This window comes from Pseudomonas sp. MWU12-2345, assembly GCF_023242385.1.
Lineage (GTDB): Bacteria > Pseudomonadota > Gammaproteobacteria > Pseudomonadales > Pseudomonadaceae > Aquipseudomonas > Aquipseudomonas gingeri_D.
In genome coordinates this window covers 238104-255298 of the sequence record NZ_JALLJA010000006.1, presented here as the reverse complement: position 1 = coordinate 255298, position 17195 = coordinate 238104, and the positions used below count along the sequence as shown (strand labels likewise).

The window sequence follows — 17195 nt, the reverse complement described above, 5'->3', positions numbered from 1 at the left end:
CTGACTCGAAACTGCTCGGTTCCACCCTGTGGCTGACCCTGGCGACCCTCACCGGCCTCGTCGCCGGGTTCGCCCGCGAGTGGCTGCTGGTCGCCGCCTGGGGCGCCGGCGGGCGCAGCGACAGTTTCCTGGTGGCGCTGTTCCTGCCCGAAGCCTTGCGCATGGCCCTGGCGGCCGGCCTGCTCAGCGCGGCGGCGCTACCGCTCTACCAACAACGCACCGCCACCGAACAAACCGCCTGGCTTGGCGCGATGGCCCCCCGGCTGCTGCTCTGCGGCCTGCTGCTGGCGTTGGTGCTGGGCGTCGGCTCACCATTATGGGTTCGGCTGATCGGACCGGGACTCGACAGCGACGGCTACGCACTGGCCGGGGCCAGTCTGCATTGGCTGGCCTGGTGCGCCCCCGGGTTTATCCTGCATGCCTTGTTCTGCGTGCCCTTGCAGGCCCGTTCACGTTTTGTCCTGGCCGGACTCGGCTCGCTGCTGTTCAACCTGCCGCCGGTGTTGTACCTGGCCTTCCTGCGCCAGGCCGCCACTCCGACCGGCCTGGCCAGTGCTTGCGTACTGGGCAGCCTGCTGATGCCGACGCTGCTGCTGCCGGCCTTGTACCGCGGCGGCTGGAAACCCTGGCAACTTGGCCACGCACCCGGCGCCGTCAAAGAACTGCTGCAACGCATCGGCCCGCTGCTCAGCAGCAACCTCGCCAGCCAGGGCCTGGCCCTGCTCGAACGCATGGTCGCGTCGTTGCTCGGCGAAGGCGCCGTGACCTGGATCAACCTGGCGCGCAAACTGATCAACCTGCCGCTGATCGCCCTGATGAGCCTGAACCAGGTGCTGCTCGGCCTGATGAGCGGCAGCCAGGGCAGCGAACGCCTGGACCTGCTGCGCAAGGGCCTGGCCAGCGCCAGCCTGCTGACCCTGCCCGCCGTGGTCGGGCTGATCGGTGCCGCCGGGGCCCTGGTCAGTCTGCTGCTGCCCCAGCAGGCCGCCGACAGCCCGCTGCCGGAACTGCTGGCCTGGTTCTCGATCCCCCTGGTCTTCGGTGCCTGGAACGCCCTGCTCGCCCGCTACGCCTACGCCGCCGGCGACACCCGCCTGCCACTCACCTGCGAACTGACCGGCAGCCTGCTCAATGCCCTGCTGCTGGCGGTACTGCCGTATTTCCTCGGATTGATCGGCATCGCCCTGGCCGCCATCTGCGGGGTGATACTCACCGGCCTGCTGCTGATCCGCCGCCAACAGTTGCAAACCTTGGTACCGTGGCGCAGCCACGCCTTGCTGGGGTTGGCAGTGATGGTCGTGGCCGCGCGGGTCCTGCATCCGCTGCACGGCATCTGGTTGCAACTGGGCCTGAGCAGCCTGTGCAGCCTGATCCTGCTGATTGCCCTGGCGGCGTGGTTGCGCCCCTGGCGCGCCCTGCCCGGCTGAACCTGGAGACCGAACAATGTCGACCCCTCAAGTGGCCGTAGTGATTCCGACCTACAACGGACGCCGCGACCTGGAACGCCTGCTCGACTCCCTGGCGCTCCAGACCGCGACCTTCGACACCCTGATTGTCGACTCCAGCTCCAGCGACGGCACCTTCGAGCTGGCCTGCGCGCGCTGCCCACGGGTGCAACGCATCGACAGCAAGGACTTCAACCATGGTGGCACCCGCCAATGGATGGTCGAACACAACCCCGGCTACGAGCTCTACGTGTTCATGACCCAGGATGCCTACCTGGACGATCCCGACGGCATTGCCAATATCGTCCGGCCGTTTGCCGACGAGCAGGTCGGCGCCGTCTGCGGTCGGCAACTGCCACACCTGGATGCCACGCCCCTGGCCGAGCACGCCAGGTTGTTCAACTACCCGCCGGACTCCCAGGTCAAGAGCCTGGCCGACGCCCCCCGGCTGGGCATCAAGACCGCCTTCATCTCCAATTCCTTTTCCGCCTATCGGCGCCAGGCACTGATGCAGGTCGGTGGCTTCCCGCAGCATGTGATCCTGTCGGAAGACATGTACGTCGCCGCGAAAATGCTCCAGGCCGGCTGGAAGGTCGCCTACGAAGGCAGCGCCCGTTGCCGGCATTCCCATAACTACAGCCTCGGTGAAGAGTTCCGACGTTACTTCGATATCGGCGTCTTTCACGCCCGCGAGCCGTGGATCCGCCAGCAGTTCGGCGGGGCCGGCGGCGAGGGCCTGCGCTACGTGATCTCGGAGCTGAAGTTCCTCGGCCCCGCCCGTTGCCTGGCCTGGCCCGGCTCACTGTGGCGCAATGCGGTGAAACTGCTCGCCTACAAACTGAGCCAGCAAGAGCGGCATCTGCCCAGGCGGCTGAAAAAGAACCTGGGCATGTACAAGCGCTACTGGGACAGCCCGCACGCCTGACTTGGCAGACCTTCAAACGATGAGGATTTTTCCGATAACCATCAGCGAACAACCCCAATTGACCCAGAGACGAAATAAGGCGAACTTCTTCAAGCTCTTTTTATCGAGCGAATAACACTCTGGACCTGAACCATCGAGGAAGCATATTCACATGGAAGTCGAGCTACAGCACTGCGCGGCACCGCACTTGAGCGCCGCGGCCCACGAGCCGGGCCATCACGACGCCAAACCGCAACGCCCGCCCCGCCATGACAAGGCCAAGACGATCCGTACCCCTGGAGGCGATGCTATGGAACCCCGAATCACAGAGCTGGAAACCCGCTTCGAATACATCCACCGTGACCTCAATGAGGTGCGCAACGATGTGAAATCCATCAAGGGCCGACTCACCTACATAGCCGGCGCCGCGGCGGTCATCGGCGCGCCCCTGGTCTGGATTGCCAACAATCGCATGGACCAGATCCTGCTGCTGCTGACCTCCTGACCTCACCCGTTACCCGCGTCGCGCCGCCGGGGCGCGCCCGGGAACCTCGCGACCTCAAAGGTTGCGGCCAGCGCCGGGCGGGCTTACAGCGAAATCGGCTTACGTCCGGCAAACGAATGCGCCAGGGTTCCGCCGTCCACCAGTTCCAGTTCCCCACCCAGTGGCACGCCATGGGCGATACGCGAGGTGATCAGGCCTTTATTGGCCAACAGTTGGGCGATGTAATGAGCCGTGGCTTCGCCTTCAACCGTCGGGTTGGTGGCGAGGATGATCTCGGTAAAACTGCCCTGCTCTTCGATGCGCGCCAGCAGTTGCGGGATACCGATCGCTTCCGGACCGAGGCCATCGAGGGGCGACAGATGTCCCTTGAGCACGAAATAACGGCCACGGTAGCCCGTCTGCTCCACGGCATAGACGTCCATCGGGCCTTCGACCACGCACAGCAAGCTGTCATCACGCCGAGGGTCGGCGCACTGTGGGCAGAGGTCGTCTTCGGTGAGCGTGCGGCACTGGCGACAGTGGCCGACGCCTTCCATGGCCTGGCCCAGGGCCTGGGCCAGGCGCGAGCCGCCACTGCGATCACGTTCGAGCAGTTGCAGGGCCATGCGTTGGGCGGTTTTCTGGCCGACGCCGGGGAGTACCCGCAAGGCATCGATCAGTTGGCGAATCAGGGGGCTGAAGCTCATGGCAAAGGGTCCGACAGAACACGAGACGCGGTTTATAGCCGCGCCTCAAGCCAGCGTCCGGGGATCACGCTGGAACACAATTCCTTGTAGGAGCGAAGCTTGGTCCGGCGTCGTTCCGACGAAGAAGCCCTCGGACCGCTAAAAGCTTCGCGGCGGTGCGGCGTCCCGACAAGCCACGCTCCTACAAGGTAAGGCAACTGGCGCCTTAGAACGGCATCTTGAAGCCCGGCGGCAGCTGCATGCCGGCGGTCATGCCGGACATCTTGTCCTGGCTGTTGCTTTCAATCTTGCGCGTCGCATCGTTGAACGCCGCGGCGATCAGGTCTTCCAGCACTTCCAGGTCTTCGTCCTTCAGGCTCGGGTCGATGCTGACGCGCTTGACGTCATGACGACCGGTCATCACCACGGACACCAGGCCGGCGCCGGATTGACCGGTCACTTCGGCGTTGGCCAGTTCTTCCTGCATCTTGGCCATCTTTTCCTGCATCTGCTGCGCCTGCTTCATCAGGCCGGCCATGCCACCTTTCATCATGGGAATCACCTCAAGAGTTACATGTACAAAGAGATGCAAGGCAAAGGCCTGGCATCGTTCAGTTATTAGCCCTGGACCACCAGGGCATCGACAGGTTCGATTGTATCGCCACGGATCACCGCACCGAACTGTTGCATCATCTGCCGGATAAGCGGGTCGGCATGAATCGACGCCACCGCTTCGTCCTGGCGTTCGTGGCGCCGACGGGAAGCCGCCTGGGCCGGGGTTTCCTGCTCGGGCTTGATCAGCTCGATGGTCAGCTTCAGCGCACGCCCGTGATACTGGTTCAGGGCGTCATTGAGACGGCGTTGCTGCGTGGCGTTGAACAAGGCGCTATGGGCCGGGTCCAGGTGCAGCAACCAGTCGTCACCGCTGACCGCCATCAAGGTGCAGTTGGCCGCGATGCTGCCGGTCATGCCAGAAACCGGCAGTTTCGGGAACAATTCCAGCCACTCCAGCGCCAGGCCGGTGGCCGGGGCCGCCGCGGGTTGCGGCTCGGGCTCCGGGGCCGGATCGGCGGCGTGCTCGCTGGCCAGTTCGTCGAGATAGCTGTAGGCCGAATCGATATCCGGCTCGATATAGTCTTCATCCAACGGCGGCTCGTCGTCCAGGTCCGGACCCGGCGTCGCGGCCTCCACCTGGGCGGGCGTCGGCTCGGGCAGGGTCGCGGCGACCCACTCGGGCGCATCCGGAACCACGCTGTCCGGCGTCGGCAGCGGCATGGCCGCCAGCTCCGGCTGTTCGGCGACGGTTTCCAGCACCGGTTCGACAGCAGGCTCCTGCAGTATTTCCTCGGGCTCGACCGGATCGTTCCACGGCAGATCCACGACCTCCACCGCCGGGACAACGGGCTCGGCCGGTGGCGGCGCGGCCGCCACGACAGGGGTCACCACCGGCACGGCTTCGACCGGCGCAGCAACGGGCACCGGTTGCGCGGCAATCGGCGCTGCCACTTCGGCAGGCGCAGCCGCTACCACCGGCGTCTCGGCAACAGCAGCGACCACGGGTGCCACAGGGGCGGCTGGCGCGGCAACGGCTGCGCCAGCCACACTCTGTGCGGAATCAACTGTGGCCTGGCTGATCCCCACTGGCTTTAGCGGCGGTCTCGGCGGCGCCGTACTGTCGGCCGGACGGAACGCCAGCATGCGCAGCAGCACCATCTCGAAACCGCCTCGCGGGTCTGGCGCCAGCGGCAGGTCGCGCCGGCCGATCAAACCCATCTGGTAATAAAACTGCACATCTTCGGCCGGCAGGGCCTGGGCCAGCGCCAACACCCGGTCGCGGTCGCCATGGCCATTGTCGACACCCTCCGGCAACGCCTGGGCGATCGCCACGCGGTGCAGCACATTGAGGATTTCCGACAACACGCCGTTCCAGTCCGGCCCCTGTTCGGCCAGATGCCGCACCGCTTCGAGCAGGGCCTTGGCATCACCGTCGATCAACGCCTGCAACACGTCGAAGACCTGGCCATGGTCGAGGGTACCGAGCATCGCCCGCACATCGGCGGCCATGACCTTGCCTTCACCGAAGGCAATGGCCTGGTCGGTCAGGCTCATGGCATCGCGCATCGAACCGTCGGCGGCGCGTCCCAGCAACCACAGGGCATCCTCTTCGAACGGGACGTTCTCGACCCCGAGCACGTGGGTCAAGTGCTCGACCACCCGTTCGGGGGTCATGTTCTTCAGGGAGAATTGCAGGCAGCGCGACAAAATCGTCGCCGGAAGTTTCTGCGGGTCCGTGGTCGCCAGGATGAACTTGACGTAGGGTGGCGGCTCTTCCAGGGTTTTCAACAGCGCGTTGAAGGAGTGACTGGAGAGCATGTGTACTTCGTCGATCAGGTAGACCTTGAAGCGCCCGCGGCTCGGGGCGTACTGCACGTTGTCGAGCAGTTCGCGGGTGTCCTCGACCTTGGTCCGGCTCGCGGCGTCGATCTCGATCAGGTCGACGAAGCGCCCCTCGTCGATCTCCCGGCAGACCGAGCAGGTCCCGCAGGGGGTCGAGGTAATGCCGGTCTCGCAGTTCAGGCACTTGGCAATGATCCGCGCGATGGTGGTCTTACCGACACCGCGGGTACCGGTGAACAGGTAGGCGTGGTGCAGCCGCTGGCTGTCCAGGGCATTGATCAGAGCCTTGAGCACATGGGTCTGGCCGACCATTTCGCGGAACGAGCGCGGACGCCATTTACGTGCAAGAACCTGATAACTCATCGATAACCATCGCGTCGGGGAAGCGGAAGACCGCTAATGCTAGCGGAGCAGGGGTAAAAATGCATCCGGCATGGGATGCTAATCTGGTTAAGCTGCACTTTGTGCATGGATTGGCGGCCTTGTGGTGCTCCCGCCGGAGAGTTTGATGCGTGCAGTTTTTTACGCCCTGGCCTTGATGACCGCCCCTGCTTTCGCTGCCCCGGCGCCGTTGCGCTTCGCCGTGGCCGACAGTTGGAGCATGCCGATCATAGAGATCGAGCACGGACAACCGACCCAGGGTATTTTGTATGACCTGATGACCAGCCTGGCCCACCAGGTCGGCAGCCCGGCCGAGTTTCATGTGCTGGCCCGCGCCCGAGTGCAGAGCGCCATGGAACGCGGTGAAATCGATGTGCGCTGCTATGCCGCGCAATCCTGGCTACCGAACCAGTCCGGCGACTATATCTGGAGCATCCCCTTCCTCACCCAGCGCAACCTGCTGGTCAGCAAGGCCAAGCCGCCCAAAGCGATGACCCTGAAAGATCTTGAGCCACAACGACTCGGCACCGTACTGGGCTACTCGTACCCGGCCATACAGGCGCAGTTCGAAAGCGGTCGGTTCATCCGCGACGAGGCGCGCAATGAGCAACAGGTCCTGCAAAAACTTGAGGTCGGCCGCTACGCCTACGCCATCAGCAGCCAATGGGCACTGGACTGGTTCAACCAGACCCGCATGCCGGACCAACAGTTGCACGCGGTGACGGTCGTGCAGGAAGACGCCGTGGGCTGCTTTGTGCGCAACGACCCGGCCCTGCCGGTACAACGCATCCTCAGGACCTTGCTGCGCATGAAAATGTCCGGGGAAATCGACCGGACCATCCACCTCTATACCGGGCATGACGACCAGAGGGACGCGCTCGAATCAGGTGACACTGCGCCATAAGGCCGGTGGCTCGAACGCCTCGACCCAGGCCGGCACCTCGTCCGCCGACATCGGCCGAGCAATGAAATAGCCCTGCGCCACCTCACACCCCAGGCTCATCAGCAACCGACCATGCTCGGCGGACTCCAGCCCCTCGGCAATCACTTCCCGGCCAAACGCACGGGCCAGGCCGATCACCGCCGTGGTCAGGGCCAGGTCATCCTGGTCATGGAGAATATCGCGCACGAACGAGCGATCGATCTTGATGGTCTGGCTGGGCAGGCGCTTGAGGTAACTCAGGGACGAGTAACCGGTGCCGAAGTCATCCAGGGAAAAACGCACCCCCAGCGTCTGGCAGTCTTGCAGGCACTGGCTGACCCGCTGGATGTTCTCGATGGCCACCGACTCGATGATCTCCAGATCGAGCATATGCGGCGGCACCTCGGCGTGGCGCATCAGCAAGGCGCGCAGACGCTCGACGAAATCGCCACGCTGGAAATGCCGGGCGGCGATATTGAGGCTGACCGGCCACTCGTGCCCCGCCTGGCGCCAGGCCTGCATCTGCGCCATGACCTGGTCCATGACCCATTCGCCGATATCGATGACCACATCGGTCTGGGCCACCAGCGGCAGGAACGCCTGGGGCTGGAGCAGACCTTCGTGCGGGTGCTGCCAGCGCATCAGCGCCTCGAACCCGACCACGCTGCCGGTGCGCATATTGACCTTGGGCTGATAGACCAGGCGGAACTCACCATTGGCCAGGGCCTGACGCATCAATGCCACGGTCTGGTGAGTGGCCTTGACCTCCTGGTCCAGGGACACGTCGAACAAATGGAAACGATTGCGCCCACCTTGCTTGGCCAGGTACATCGCCTGGTCGGCATGGCGCAACAGGGTATCGGCGTCCTCGTCATCGGAGGGAAACAGTGTCACGCCGATACTCGCATCCACATGGACGGTCTGGCCGAGTATCGAATAGGGTGCCGAAATGGCGCCGAGCACCCGTTGCAACGCGGCGTTCAGTTCCTCGGCGTCGTGCACATAACGCAGAATCAGCACGAACTCGTCACCTGCCAGCCGCGCCACCACATCCTCCCCGCGCATGATGCCGCGCAGGCGCTCCGCCACTTCCACCAGGAGCCGGTCGCCGCTGGCATGCCCATAGCCATCGTTGACCGCCTTGAAACCATCCAGGTCGAGCATGCAGACCGCCAGCGGAATGGCTTCGCGTCGGGAAAAATCCAGGGCCTGGTTCAGCAGGTCCGACAGAAACGCCCGATTGGGCAGGCCGGTCAGTACATCGTGCCCCACCCGCCACTGCAGGGTATGCAGCAGACGCAGCTTTTCGCTGACATCGAAACGGATCGACACATATTTGCGGACCTGCCCGGTGGCCTCATCCAGCAGCGGCACCATGGTGCTGTCGACCCAATACAGGGAACCGTCCTTGGCGCGGTTGCAGACTTCGCCTTTCCAGACCTGGCCCTGGGCGATGGTGCGCCACATATCGACAAAAAATCCGGACGGGTGGTAGCCGGAGTTCAAGATGCGGTGATTCTGCCCCAGCAGTTCATCACGGCTATAACCGGAAATCACACAGAATGGATCATTGACGTAGGTGATCCGCCCGTTCAGGTCGGTCTCGGAGAAAATGGCGGCGACGTCCACGACCCTGCGATACGTCTCATCCATGAATCAGCTCACCTGGGCGGCTAGAGGTTGTCCCGAATTCGCAGCACAACCGCGCCTGGCGGCATCGCCTGGCCGTACTTCGACGAAGATCAACTAGGATTAAATGAAGGCCATCATTGGCTGGGACAGGTATTTTTGGCTGTCCTGAGACAATGCGTTGTTCAGGGCTTATGACCGTCACGGCATGGACACCCAAGAAATGCCTGGATTTCCCGTTTCACAAATATTTCACCGGAAACCGGATCACCAAATACCTGTCCTAAATGCTGATTCTACGAATTACATCACATTATGCAATAGAAGGTGATGAACCATGGCGTTGTCTAATGTAAAGATTTATCGTTAAGTTCTTGATTCTAAATGGGAATTGAGCGATGGAAATTTCAAGTTTGGGTACGGCCATCAGGCGCTACCGCAAGGTAGCGGGGCTAACTCAGGCTGAACTCGGAGAGAAAACCGGTTTTGACCCTAAAACCATCAGCCGCTTCGAAACCGGCAGTTACACCCCCAGCGTCGAGGCCTTGTTCCTGTTTGCCGATGTCCTGGGGGTGAAGCTTAAAGCCTTTTTCACAGATCTGGCTGACGAAGACGAGCAGCGTGCCTACCTGTTCGGCGTCATCCACAACGCTCCCCCGAAGGACCTGGGAAAGCTGATCGCGGCGGTCGATCTAGCCTTGTCCAAGCCTTAGTCTCACGCCTGTCTGTTACCAGAATACGCTCGCCAAATGGCTACACACTGCGCTGCCCCACCCCGCTGCTGCGGGGCTGGGCGGACACCGTGGCGGGTTGCCGCCGCCCTTCCAGATTGAGCACCAGTACACTGCCCAAGACAATCGGGCCGCCGACCTGCGCGGCAAGACCCTGATCATGTGGCCCAACGGCTGCCCTTATCGCACGGCCCTGAAAAACTGGGTGCAGCCCCATGCCCCGCATCCAGCCTTTTCATCGATCTGCGCGACAAGCTTTTCCAGTTGGCGCATCTCGACGACCAGATGGGCAGCGTTTCTCCCGAGAAAACTCCCATGCTCCACCAACAGCAGACCAACGACCTGCACGCCCTTCATGGCGCTGGTCGCTTCGGCCCAAGCGACTTTTTTCTCGAGTTTGGAGTGAAAACCCTCGCTGTCGGAGGGGCCCAACTTACCGACCACATTGCTCAACTTGCTCATTGAAAAAGGCTGGCTGAGCACTTTGCACTCGATCAGAAGGGCGACCTGCCCGGAGGGGTGCAATGCCAATACATCGATTTCCCCGGGCACTTTCTGGCCACTCTCGTGCTCCAGGCGAGACTCCGTGGCTTGCCAATATCCGGAATCACTGACCCCACCGGCTTTCCAGCCGGCCTTGCGGAGCAATTGCACCGCGGCATTTTCAAAAGGCTGCGAGACATGCACGCGAAAGGACTCATCGTCCACAGGAGCCCCGCCATAGCCCACGTAGCGGAAAACAGAGTGTTCAACAAAACAATTCACGGAGTCGACTATGGTCATGACGCTTGTGGAAAATGTCCTGTCATCAATCCGCACGACAGGCCGCTCGACCAACATGTTCGAGGGATAGCTCCTCACTCGGTCCGGGTACCAGGACTCCTGCCAAAAACAAGCTTCGAGAGACTGTTTCGCAAGCACGGGGTCATCACCGAAAGCATCGGTGACAATAGGCAGATCCTCGAATAGCACCACGCCGGCCATGCGCTTCGACCCGGTCGACTTGATGTGACGCACACAGGCCAACAACACCAGCCGGGCATTGAGCCCAATCCAGAATGCCGGGTTCTTTCCGGCCAGCGCAAAGACCGTTCCGGCAAACAATTCAATCGTGGTGGAGTCACGCCCCGACAGGACGAGAGAGACGGCCTGGGAAAACCGCAAGAGGTCCTTCCAGATAACCGCTTTCGAATGTTCAAGCGTTCTCTGGTTTTCACCATAGGGCGCCGCCATGGTGTTCCACTGCCCCAGCAGCACCTGGTCAGCCTTGTCTGAAAACGCAAATCCATGGGACTTGAGACTGACCGCTTGAAAGTTGAAAACCTGGCTGCTCTCGTAGAGCTCTCTCAATTGCTCCCAGGCAATCGCCGCATTGACCAACTTGAGCAACTGGGCGGCGCTTCTATCAACGGCCAACGGTTCCTTGCGATTGGGCCATATGAGCGCGATCGTCGTTTTCAACGACGAGCCACACCAAGGCACCTTCTTGCGCCAGTTCTTCTGGCCGTAATAGAAATCGTCCACCGCCTCGATCAGTGCGGGAATGGCGAGTCTCGGGTCAACCCGGCGCGCCAGGGCATCCAGATCGTTCCTTGCCCATTCAATCGCCGACTGCCATTGCTCATCGCTCTGCAAGAGCCCCAGGCCTTGGGCGGCCAGGCTGTCCGACGTCCTGGAAAAGCAATGACGGCTCCCCGCGATGCTGGCTTTACGCAGCTTGTCGGCCAACTCGCGAGCCTGCTTGTAGATTCGTGAGGACGCCTGGAATGGATACCGTTCTCGTGCCATTTGCTGCCTCGCAATCCTGGCCAAAAACACGCTGTATCAATGGCACCAGAGTGCCACAAATCCATCGTCACACCACCCCAAGCCCCCTGAAAGCGACTACACGCCTTCTCTAGCGCGACCTTCGCCCCTTCAGCTATCCTGCCGACCAAATTAATTCAAAATGTAAGGGACTACGATGAAACATCATCTGCGCCAGCTATTGGCCGCAGTGGCGCTCAGCAGCCTCACTTTGCCTGCCCTGGCCGCCAGCTCTCCCGCTCCGGCGCCGACCGCCAGCACCCCGCCCCACCAAACGACTGAACAATGGCTGGCGACCCTCAAGCAGCAGCACGGCAATATCACCTTGCCCAGTGGCATTGCCACCCTGCAACTCAATGACGATTTCTACTACCTGTCGCCGGCCGACACCGAGCGTCTGCTGACTGAAGGCTGGGGCAACCCGCCCGGTCACAAGACCCTGGGCATGATCATTCCCAAGTCGACCAGCCCGCTGGCGGACAATGGCTGGGGCGTGATCGTCAGCTACAAGAACGACGGGCATATTTCCGACGATGACGCGGCCAAGATCGACTACGCCGACCTGCTCAAGCAGATGCAGGCCGATGATGAGGAAAACAACAAGGAGCGTCACAAGCAGGGTTATGCCGGCCTGTCGCTGCTGGGTTGGGCCGAGCCACCGAGCTACGACCAGGGCAGCCACAAGATGTACTGGGCCCGTGAGCTGAAGGCCGACGATGCGCAACAGACCACCCTGAACTACAGCATCCGCGTGCTGGGTCGCGAGGGAGTCCTGGAGCTCAACGCGGTGGCGGCGATGGCCGATTTGCAGACCATCAAGCTGGAAACGCCGAAGATTCTGGCGTTCACCAACTTCACCGACGGCAACCGTTATGCCGACTATGACTCCAAGACCGACAAGCTGGCACCCTATGGGCTGGCGGCGTTGGTGGCGGGCGGTCTTGCGGCCAAGGCCGGGCTGTTCGCCAAGATCGGCGTGATGCTGCTGGCCCTGAAGAAATTTATCGTGGTGGGACTGGTGGTGGTTGCCGGGTTCTTCCGCAAGTTGTTCAAGCGCTAACCCTTGTGGGAGCTGGCTTGCCAGCGATAAACGTCAACGATGACGCGGAGCGCCTGACGCCCCGCTCTCTTGCGACGACAATCGCGCGAGCAAGCCCGCTCCTGTAAAAAACACTCTGAGCGTTTCGGCACAATGGCCGAGCGCAACGGCACAACGACCCGTTCAGTCCCTCAATACACTTGTATCTCCTCTCCCTACCAAGACGAGATCAGCATGAAAACCCGATTTCTCCTCACCGCCCTCACCCTCGGCCTGAGCCTCAGCGCCCAGGCCGCCGACTTCACCCTCACCAGCCGCGACATCGCCAACGGCAAGCCGTTGAGCAGCCGCGAAGTGTTCCAGGGCTTTGGCTGCGAAGGCGGCAACACCTCGCCTGAACTGTCCTGGCAAAATGCTCCGGCCGGCACAAAAAGCTTTGCCATCACCGTCTACGATCCTGATGCTCCGACCGGCAGCGGCTGGTGGCACTGGACAGTCGTCAACCTCCCGATTTCCACCCACGAATTGCCCTCTGGCGCAGGCAACCCTACTGCCAGCCAACTGCCCGTAGGTGCCGTCCAGGGCCGCACCGACTATGGTCAATCAGGCTTCGGCGGCGCTTGCCCGCCGGCCGGCGATAAACCGCATCGCTATCAATTCACCGTCTGGGCCTTGAAGGTCGATAAACTGCCGGTCAATGAACAATCCAGCGGCGCCATGGTAGGTTACATGCTCAACGCCAACGCCTTGGGCAAAGCCACCCTCACCGCCCCCTACGGACGCTAGGAACCATGAACGCCCCCGCCGGCATCCAGCATCGCCAAAGCCGTATCGGCGCCAGTGTCATACAGGCGCGCCAGCCCCATGCACTGCAACGGGTGCCGATTTTCGTCACCACCCTGTGCCGTGTCCGCCAGGGCGAAAAGCTGATGGGCTGGGATGATCGGCAAATGCGCGTGGGTCCACGGCATCTGATCCTGATGCCGGCGGGGTGCGAAGTGGGGATCAGCAACTATCCCGGGGCACAGGGTTACTACATCGCCGATGCAGTGACCTTTCCCACGGAGTTGTTGCGGGCCTTCAGCGTTCGTTACAGCCAGCAGATCAATACTTTCCCCGGACGCGCGGCGACACAGGAGTTGTGCGTACCGCTGGATCGGCATACGACCCAGGCCTGGGAAAACCTGCTGGACTGCATCAACGCCGACTCGCCGGATGCCTTGCGCACGCATTATGCGGAAGCGGTGTTGTTGGCGTTGGCCCTGGGCGGTTGGGCCGGCCCGGTGCTACTGGACCGTCGAGATCCGCTGTGTGAGCGCGTGCAGCAGATTGTCATGAGCGATCCGGCACGGGACTGGACCGTTGCCAGTGTCGCAGAGCGCCTGAACCTTGGTGCGTCGACGTTGCGACGGCAGTTGGCGAACGAGGACGATAGCTTCAGCAATATCCTGGAGAACGTCAGGCTGGGGATGGCGTTGCAGTGGTTGCAGGTCACTCCGCGGCCCATCGGGGAAATTGCGGCAGCCAGTGGTTATGCTTCGGCTTCACGGTTTGCCGTGCGGTTTCGCAAGCATTATGGGTTGTCGCCGCGGGAGTTGCGGGCAGTGTTGTAATCCAAGACAAAGATAAACCCGCTAAATCTCTTCGTTTATTTCGATTCTATAAAGCGCCTTCTATTCAAAAAATAGAGTTGCAGACATGGCCTCATGCCGTTTTTCTCGCAACACTCTAACCCTGCATCACTAAATCAATAGTGATCGTTGAGCCGAACAGCAATCTCGAAAATAGAAACTCTTCGAAGACCGTTCGTCGCCTCACGAACAGAAGTTATCTTCATTTAGCGTATGAAACAACCTACAAAAAATCTGGCATTTCTTTTCATAAATCTCGTTTCAGTACCCTCCCCCGAACCGCGCTAAAAAATAGCGACTATGGCTGCCTTCCGAGAGTTCAGTAAAAATTCCTACAGACAAACTCGCTCGCATTTGACACAGCTTCAATATGAAAATTATAGTTATCACAGCAGCCAGCATCCGATAAAAAATAGCTGTTTACACCGAAAAACACTCATCTCAATTCAAGCACGACATAATCCCTGAACGAAAATCGATGATGGTTCCATTTCCATAAAGGATAACCCCATGCAAAGTCGAATTATTTTCCGTTCAAGTCGTTTGGCATGGCTTTTCATAAAAGAGCAACTCAAGGAGCCCATTGCCTTATTCTGGATTATTATTTCGCCGTGTGCCGCTTTCTATCTCCTGGCCCTGTCCAGAGGCTGGATGAATTCAGTCTCAGGGGATTACATCGAGCACACAGCCTGGTTCTATGCCTACATTTCTTCCAATGTTGCCTTGTTTGGATTCTCCTTTTACATCATAGGCCGTCGAGAAAGCGGCTACATTCGGTCATTCATTTACAATCACGAAGCGAAACGAATCTTTATCCTGGCCCAAGCCCTCGCCTACTCGGTCATTGCCATGATTTATTGCGTCGTGTTTTACCTTGCCACTCGCCCGCCCTTCGGTGCTTACTCCACCTTGGAACTCCTGGGTATTATTTCGAGATTTTATATTTGCTACCTACTATTCTGCTCAATCGGCATCTACTTCAGCTTCCTCCCACTAAACTTCCAAAACGCAAATACCCTATTCTCTATTTTTTCATTCGCCCTTCTGATCCTTGGTCTATCCGGTTCGCTTTCAACGACACCTTTACTTGAAGCTGTCAATCTGGGCAACCCCTTATTGCACGCCACCGAGCTGATTGAGAACGGTTTCAAAAGAAAAACGACATTCACCCTACTCACTTTATTTTTATTCGTTTCAAGCCTGCTTATCACTATCAAATTTTTGCGCATCAACCCTGTCTGGAGCCGCTACTAATGAAAAACCTAACGATAGATTCAATAGATTTCAAGTATCACGATCGAATAATTTTCGAAAACGCAACAATGACGATACGCCCCGGCACCATTATCGGGGTACTGGGTCCAAATGGATCTGGAAAAACGACACTCTTTGATATCATCTGCAAACTGAAGACGCCTTGTAGAGGGGATGTCCGAAACAGCTTCTCAAAAGAGCTCTATCTATCTCAGATACTCATGACACCGCCTGCACTACGCATGTTCGATATCTTCGAAATGACCAACCTGCTTTGCTCCTCTACACAGAATACCCAGTCGCAAACACTCCACAAGCTTTCACAATGGAGTCCCGGCATCATCAATCGCTACAAAGAGATCTGGAAAAAAAAGTCTGCTTTATGCAGTTATGGAGAAAAGCGCTGGTTTTTTGCCCTTTCGCTCTTGTCAATAGACGCGGATCTCATCATCCTGGACGAACCCACTGCAGGTGTCGATCCAGAATTTCGTCACTATATCTGGCAGTGTCTGCACGGAGCAGCCAAAAGAGGTGCCGCTATTCTGGTTTCCTCGCACAATGTCGATGAAATTATTAACCACTGCGACTACTTTTATATGTTAAGTCAAAAGCGGTTCAAGCGATTTGACGACCGCCACACTTTCATGGAAACCTATGATGCGAAATCACTTGATGAGGCGTTTATAAAAGCTGCAGCTTTTTAAGGCAACGCCTCGACAGCCCTGAGCTTGAGCTCGGAAATATTTCATCATATTTGATTACTTGTCCGCCCACCAATCTATAAATACCATTCTCTCCATTCACAAAATACTACACACCCACTGGCACTTTCCTTGGTGCCGGGTATTTTCGCAACAACTGGAGATCATTATGAACGGCCACAACCTGACTTTTAGGAACAATCCGATATGGTATGTCGCTCAGCGAGCGATAAACAATGTGTCGTGGTTTATGAAGGATCAGGCGAACAGCACGAACCAACAGCGAAACAGAGTCCTTAATACCGTCAAATCAGGCGCCTTCGACCTACTGGGTGACGGGCAGGCGAAAGAAGTCGTACTGGCACCAACCGGCAACCCCACGCATGCCGATCCCTTGGTCACCGCCTACTGGTGCCCCTTTATTCAAGGCAACGTATTGCCTGGTTTTGTCGATATACCACGGCATAATCCACAGCATAATTTTGTATTCACTGCCGCCATGAACGGGTGCGCGCTGGTCACAACAACCTCTCCGGCCGGCAGCAACATGCTCAGAATTTATCATCACCAACATCCAGACAGCGCAACTATCAATCAACTGATCCTGGCCCAGGGACAATCCATTCTTTCCTGCATTGACGCCAGTGACTATTGCCGTAGCGACCAGAAATATCCTGCGCCCAACGCGTTCAACTTTCTGTTCTACAAAGAGGGCAAATGGAAGTATGTCGTGCAACCGCAAACTTTTAACATGCTGACCCATGAGGTGGCGCTGAATCCGGCCATGCAACCGAAGGTCGTGGATGTCTGATATAGCATTTTTCTCCCCACCCTTACCCCCTGGACAGCTCTGATATCACACGAGAGTCGTCAAACGAAGGTAACAGCCTTATAGAACATCCGGCCAGGTTCCGTGTGGCGTCCGGATTTGTGGCACGAGCCAGGGTGCCAAGGCTTCGGGTCGAATCTTGAATTTCGGACGCAGAAAATCGAAGCGCTGATCTTGATCTGGCACTCTGACTGATATTCAGGGGAATAAGCTTTGATGGGGAGCGTTATGGAGGCAACCCCACCAGCCACACCCCGGCACACAATGTTCCCGCTGTGGCTGCTTCCTTCCGGATCTGACCAGGTTCACGGGTAATCGTTGCGGGGCCTTGTATTACGGGGGTTAAGGCTGTTTAG

At 59.3% G+C, this 17195-nt stretch carries 16 protein-coding genes and 1 other RNA gene; 11 read left to right on the top strand and 6 right to left on the bottom strand.

All coding sequences use genetic code 11. The features are described 5' to 3' along the window. Positions 1-11 precede the first annotated feature (11 nt). The 3 genes from M5C71_RS14995 to M5C71_RS14985 all read left to right on the top strand — a co-directional run bounded on the left by M5C71_RS14995 (position 12) and on the right by M5C71_RS14985 (position 2854). Positions 12-1427, top strand: a complete 1416-nt coding sequence (locus M5C71_RS14995; protein WP_248745000.1) for a lipid II flippase MurJ — start codon at positions 12-14, stop codon at positions 1425-1427. Between the two features lie 16 nt (positions 1428-1443). Further along, positions 1444-2370 (top strand): glycosyltransferase family 2 protein, encoded by a 927-nt coding sequence (locus M5C71_RS14990; protein ID WP_103496703.1) that lies wholly within the window; start codon positions 1444-1446, stop codon positions 2368-2370. Positions 2371-2521: 151 nt separating this feature from the next. Continuing rightward, the gene (locus M5C71_RS14985; RefSeq protein ID WP_247263002.1) at positions 2522-2854 is read left to right on the top strand and encodes a hypothetical protein; all 333 of its coding nucleotides are present in this window, start codon (positions 2522-2524) and stop codon (positions 2852-2854) included. Positions 2855-2937: 83 nt separating this feature from the next. On the opposite strand, the gene recR is transcribed toward M5C71_RS14985, so the two are convergent. The 3 genes from recR to dnaX all read right to left on the bottom strand — a co-directional run bounded on the left by recR (position 2938) and on the right by dnaX (position 6279). Then, on the bottom strand, positions 2938-3540 hold the full coding sequence (recR, locus tag M5C71_RS14980) for a recombination mediator RecR (RefSeq protein ID WP_100939148.1): 603 nt from the start codon (positions 3538-3540) through the stop codon (positions 2938-2940). A gap of 205 nt (positions 3541-3745) precedes the next feature. Continuing rightward, positions 3746-4072, bottom strand: a complete 327-nt coding sequence (locus tag M5C71_RS14975; RefSeq protein WP_100939147.1) for a YbaB/EbfC family nucleoid-associated protein — start codon at positions 4070-4072, stop codon at positions 3746-3748. A 65-nt stretch (positions 4073-4137) separates the two neighbouring features. Further along, positions 4138-6279, bottom strand: a complete 2142-nt coding sequence (dnaX, locus tag M5C71_RS14970; protein WP_248768138.1) for a DNA polymerase III subunit gamma/tau — start codon at positions 6277-6279, stop codon at positions 4138-4140. Positions 6280-6424: 145 nt separating this feature from the next. Here dnaX and M5C71_RS14965 point away from each other — a divergent pair, with 145 nt between their 5' ends. Further along, entirely contained in the window at positions 6425-7201 is a 777-nt protein-coding gene (locus M5C71_RS14965; protein WP_248768137.1) for a transporter substrate-binding domain-containing protein, read from the top strand. Here the strand turns inward: M5C71_RS14965 and M5C71_RS14960 are convergent. Continuing rightward, positions 7181-8872, bottom strand: a complete 1692-nt coding sequence (locus M5C71_RS14960) for a GGDEF and EAL domain-containing protein (protein WP_248768136.1) — start codon at positions 8870-8872, stop codon at positions 7181-7183. The genes M5C71_RS14965 and M5C71_RS14960 overlap by 21 nt on opposite strands. Before the next feature lie 374 nt (positions 8873-9246). Between M5C71_RS14960 and M5C71_RS14955 the strand changes: the two genes are divergently transcribed. Then, the gene (locus tag M5C71_RS14955) at positions 9247-9561 is read left to right on the top strand and encodes a helix-turn-helix transcriptional regulator (protein ID WP_103496699.1); all 315 of its coding nucleotides are present in this window, start codon (positions 9247-9249) and stop codon (positions 9559-9561) included. A 198-nt stretch (positions 9562-9759) separates the two neighbouring features. On the opposite strand, the gene M5C71_RS14950 is transcribed toward M5C71_RS14955, so the two are convergent. Continuing rightward, positions 9760-11307, bottom strand: a complete 1548-nt coding sequence (locus M5C71_RS14950; protein WP_248768135.1) for a hypothetical protein — start codon at positions 11305-11307, stop codon at positions 9760-9762. 235 nt (positions 11308-11542) lie between these two features. Here M5C71_RS14950 and M5C71_RS14945 point away from each other — a divergent pair, with 235 nt between their 5' ends. The 6 genes from M5C71_RS14945 (at position 11543) to M5C71_RS14920 (ending at position 16821) form a co-directional block, all read left to right on the top strand. Continuing rightward, on the top strand, positions 11543-12445 hold the full coding sequence (locus M5C71_RS14945; RefSeq protein ID WP_248744790.1) for a DUF2167 domain-containing protein: 903 nt from the start codon (positions 11543-11545) through the stop codon (positions 12443-12445). A gap of 213 nt (positions 12446-12658) precedes the next feature. Continuing rightward, entirely contained in the window at positions 12659-13210 is a 552-nt protein-coding gene (locus M5C71_RS14940) for a kinase inhibitor (protein WP_248768134.1), read from the top strand. A gap of 5 nt (positions 13211-13215) precedes the next feature. Beyond that, on the top strand, positions 13216-14037 hold the full coding sequence (locus tag M5C71_RS14935; RefSeq protein WP_103496693.1) for a helix-turn-helix transcriptional regulator: 822 nt from the start codon (positions 13216-13218) through the stop codon (positions 14035-14037). Between the two features lie 528 nt (positions 14038-14565). Continuing rightward, a complete protein-coding gene (locus M5C71_RS14930; RefSeq protein ID WP_248768133.1) occupies positions 14566-15309 on the top strand; it encodes an ABC transporter permease in 744 nt (247 codons plus the stop codon). Then, positions 15309-16013, top strand: coding sequence for an AAA family ATPase (locus M5C71_RS14925; protein WP_103496689.1), 705 nt, complete (start codon positions 15309-15311; stop codon positions 16011-16013). Before M5C71_RS14930 ends, M5C71_RS14925 begins: the two co-directional genes overlap by 1 nt. A 166-nt stretch (positions 16014-16179) precedes the next feature. Beyond that, positions 16180-16821, top strand: coding sequence for a hypothetical protein (locus tag M5C71_RS14920; protein WP_248768132.1), 642 nt, complete (start codon positions 16180-16182; stop codon positions 16819-16821). Positions 16822-17084: 263 nt separating this feature from the next. Here M5C71_RS14920 and ffs read toward each other — a convergent pair. Continuing rightward, positions 17085-17169: signal recognition particle sRNA small type (ffs, locus tag M5C71_RS14915), an RNA gene on the bottom strand. Positions 17170-17195: the final 26 nt, after the last annotated feature.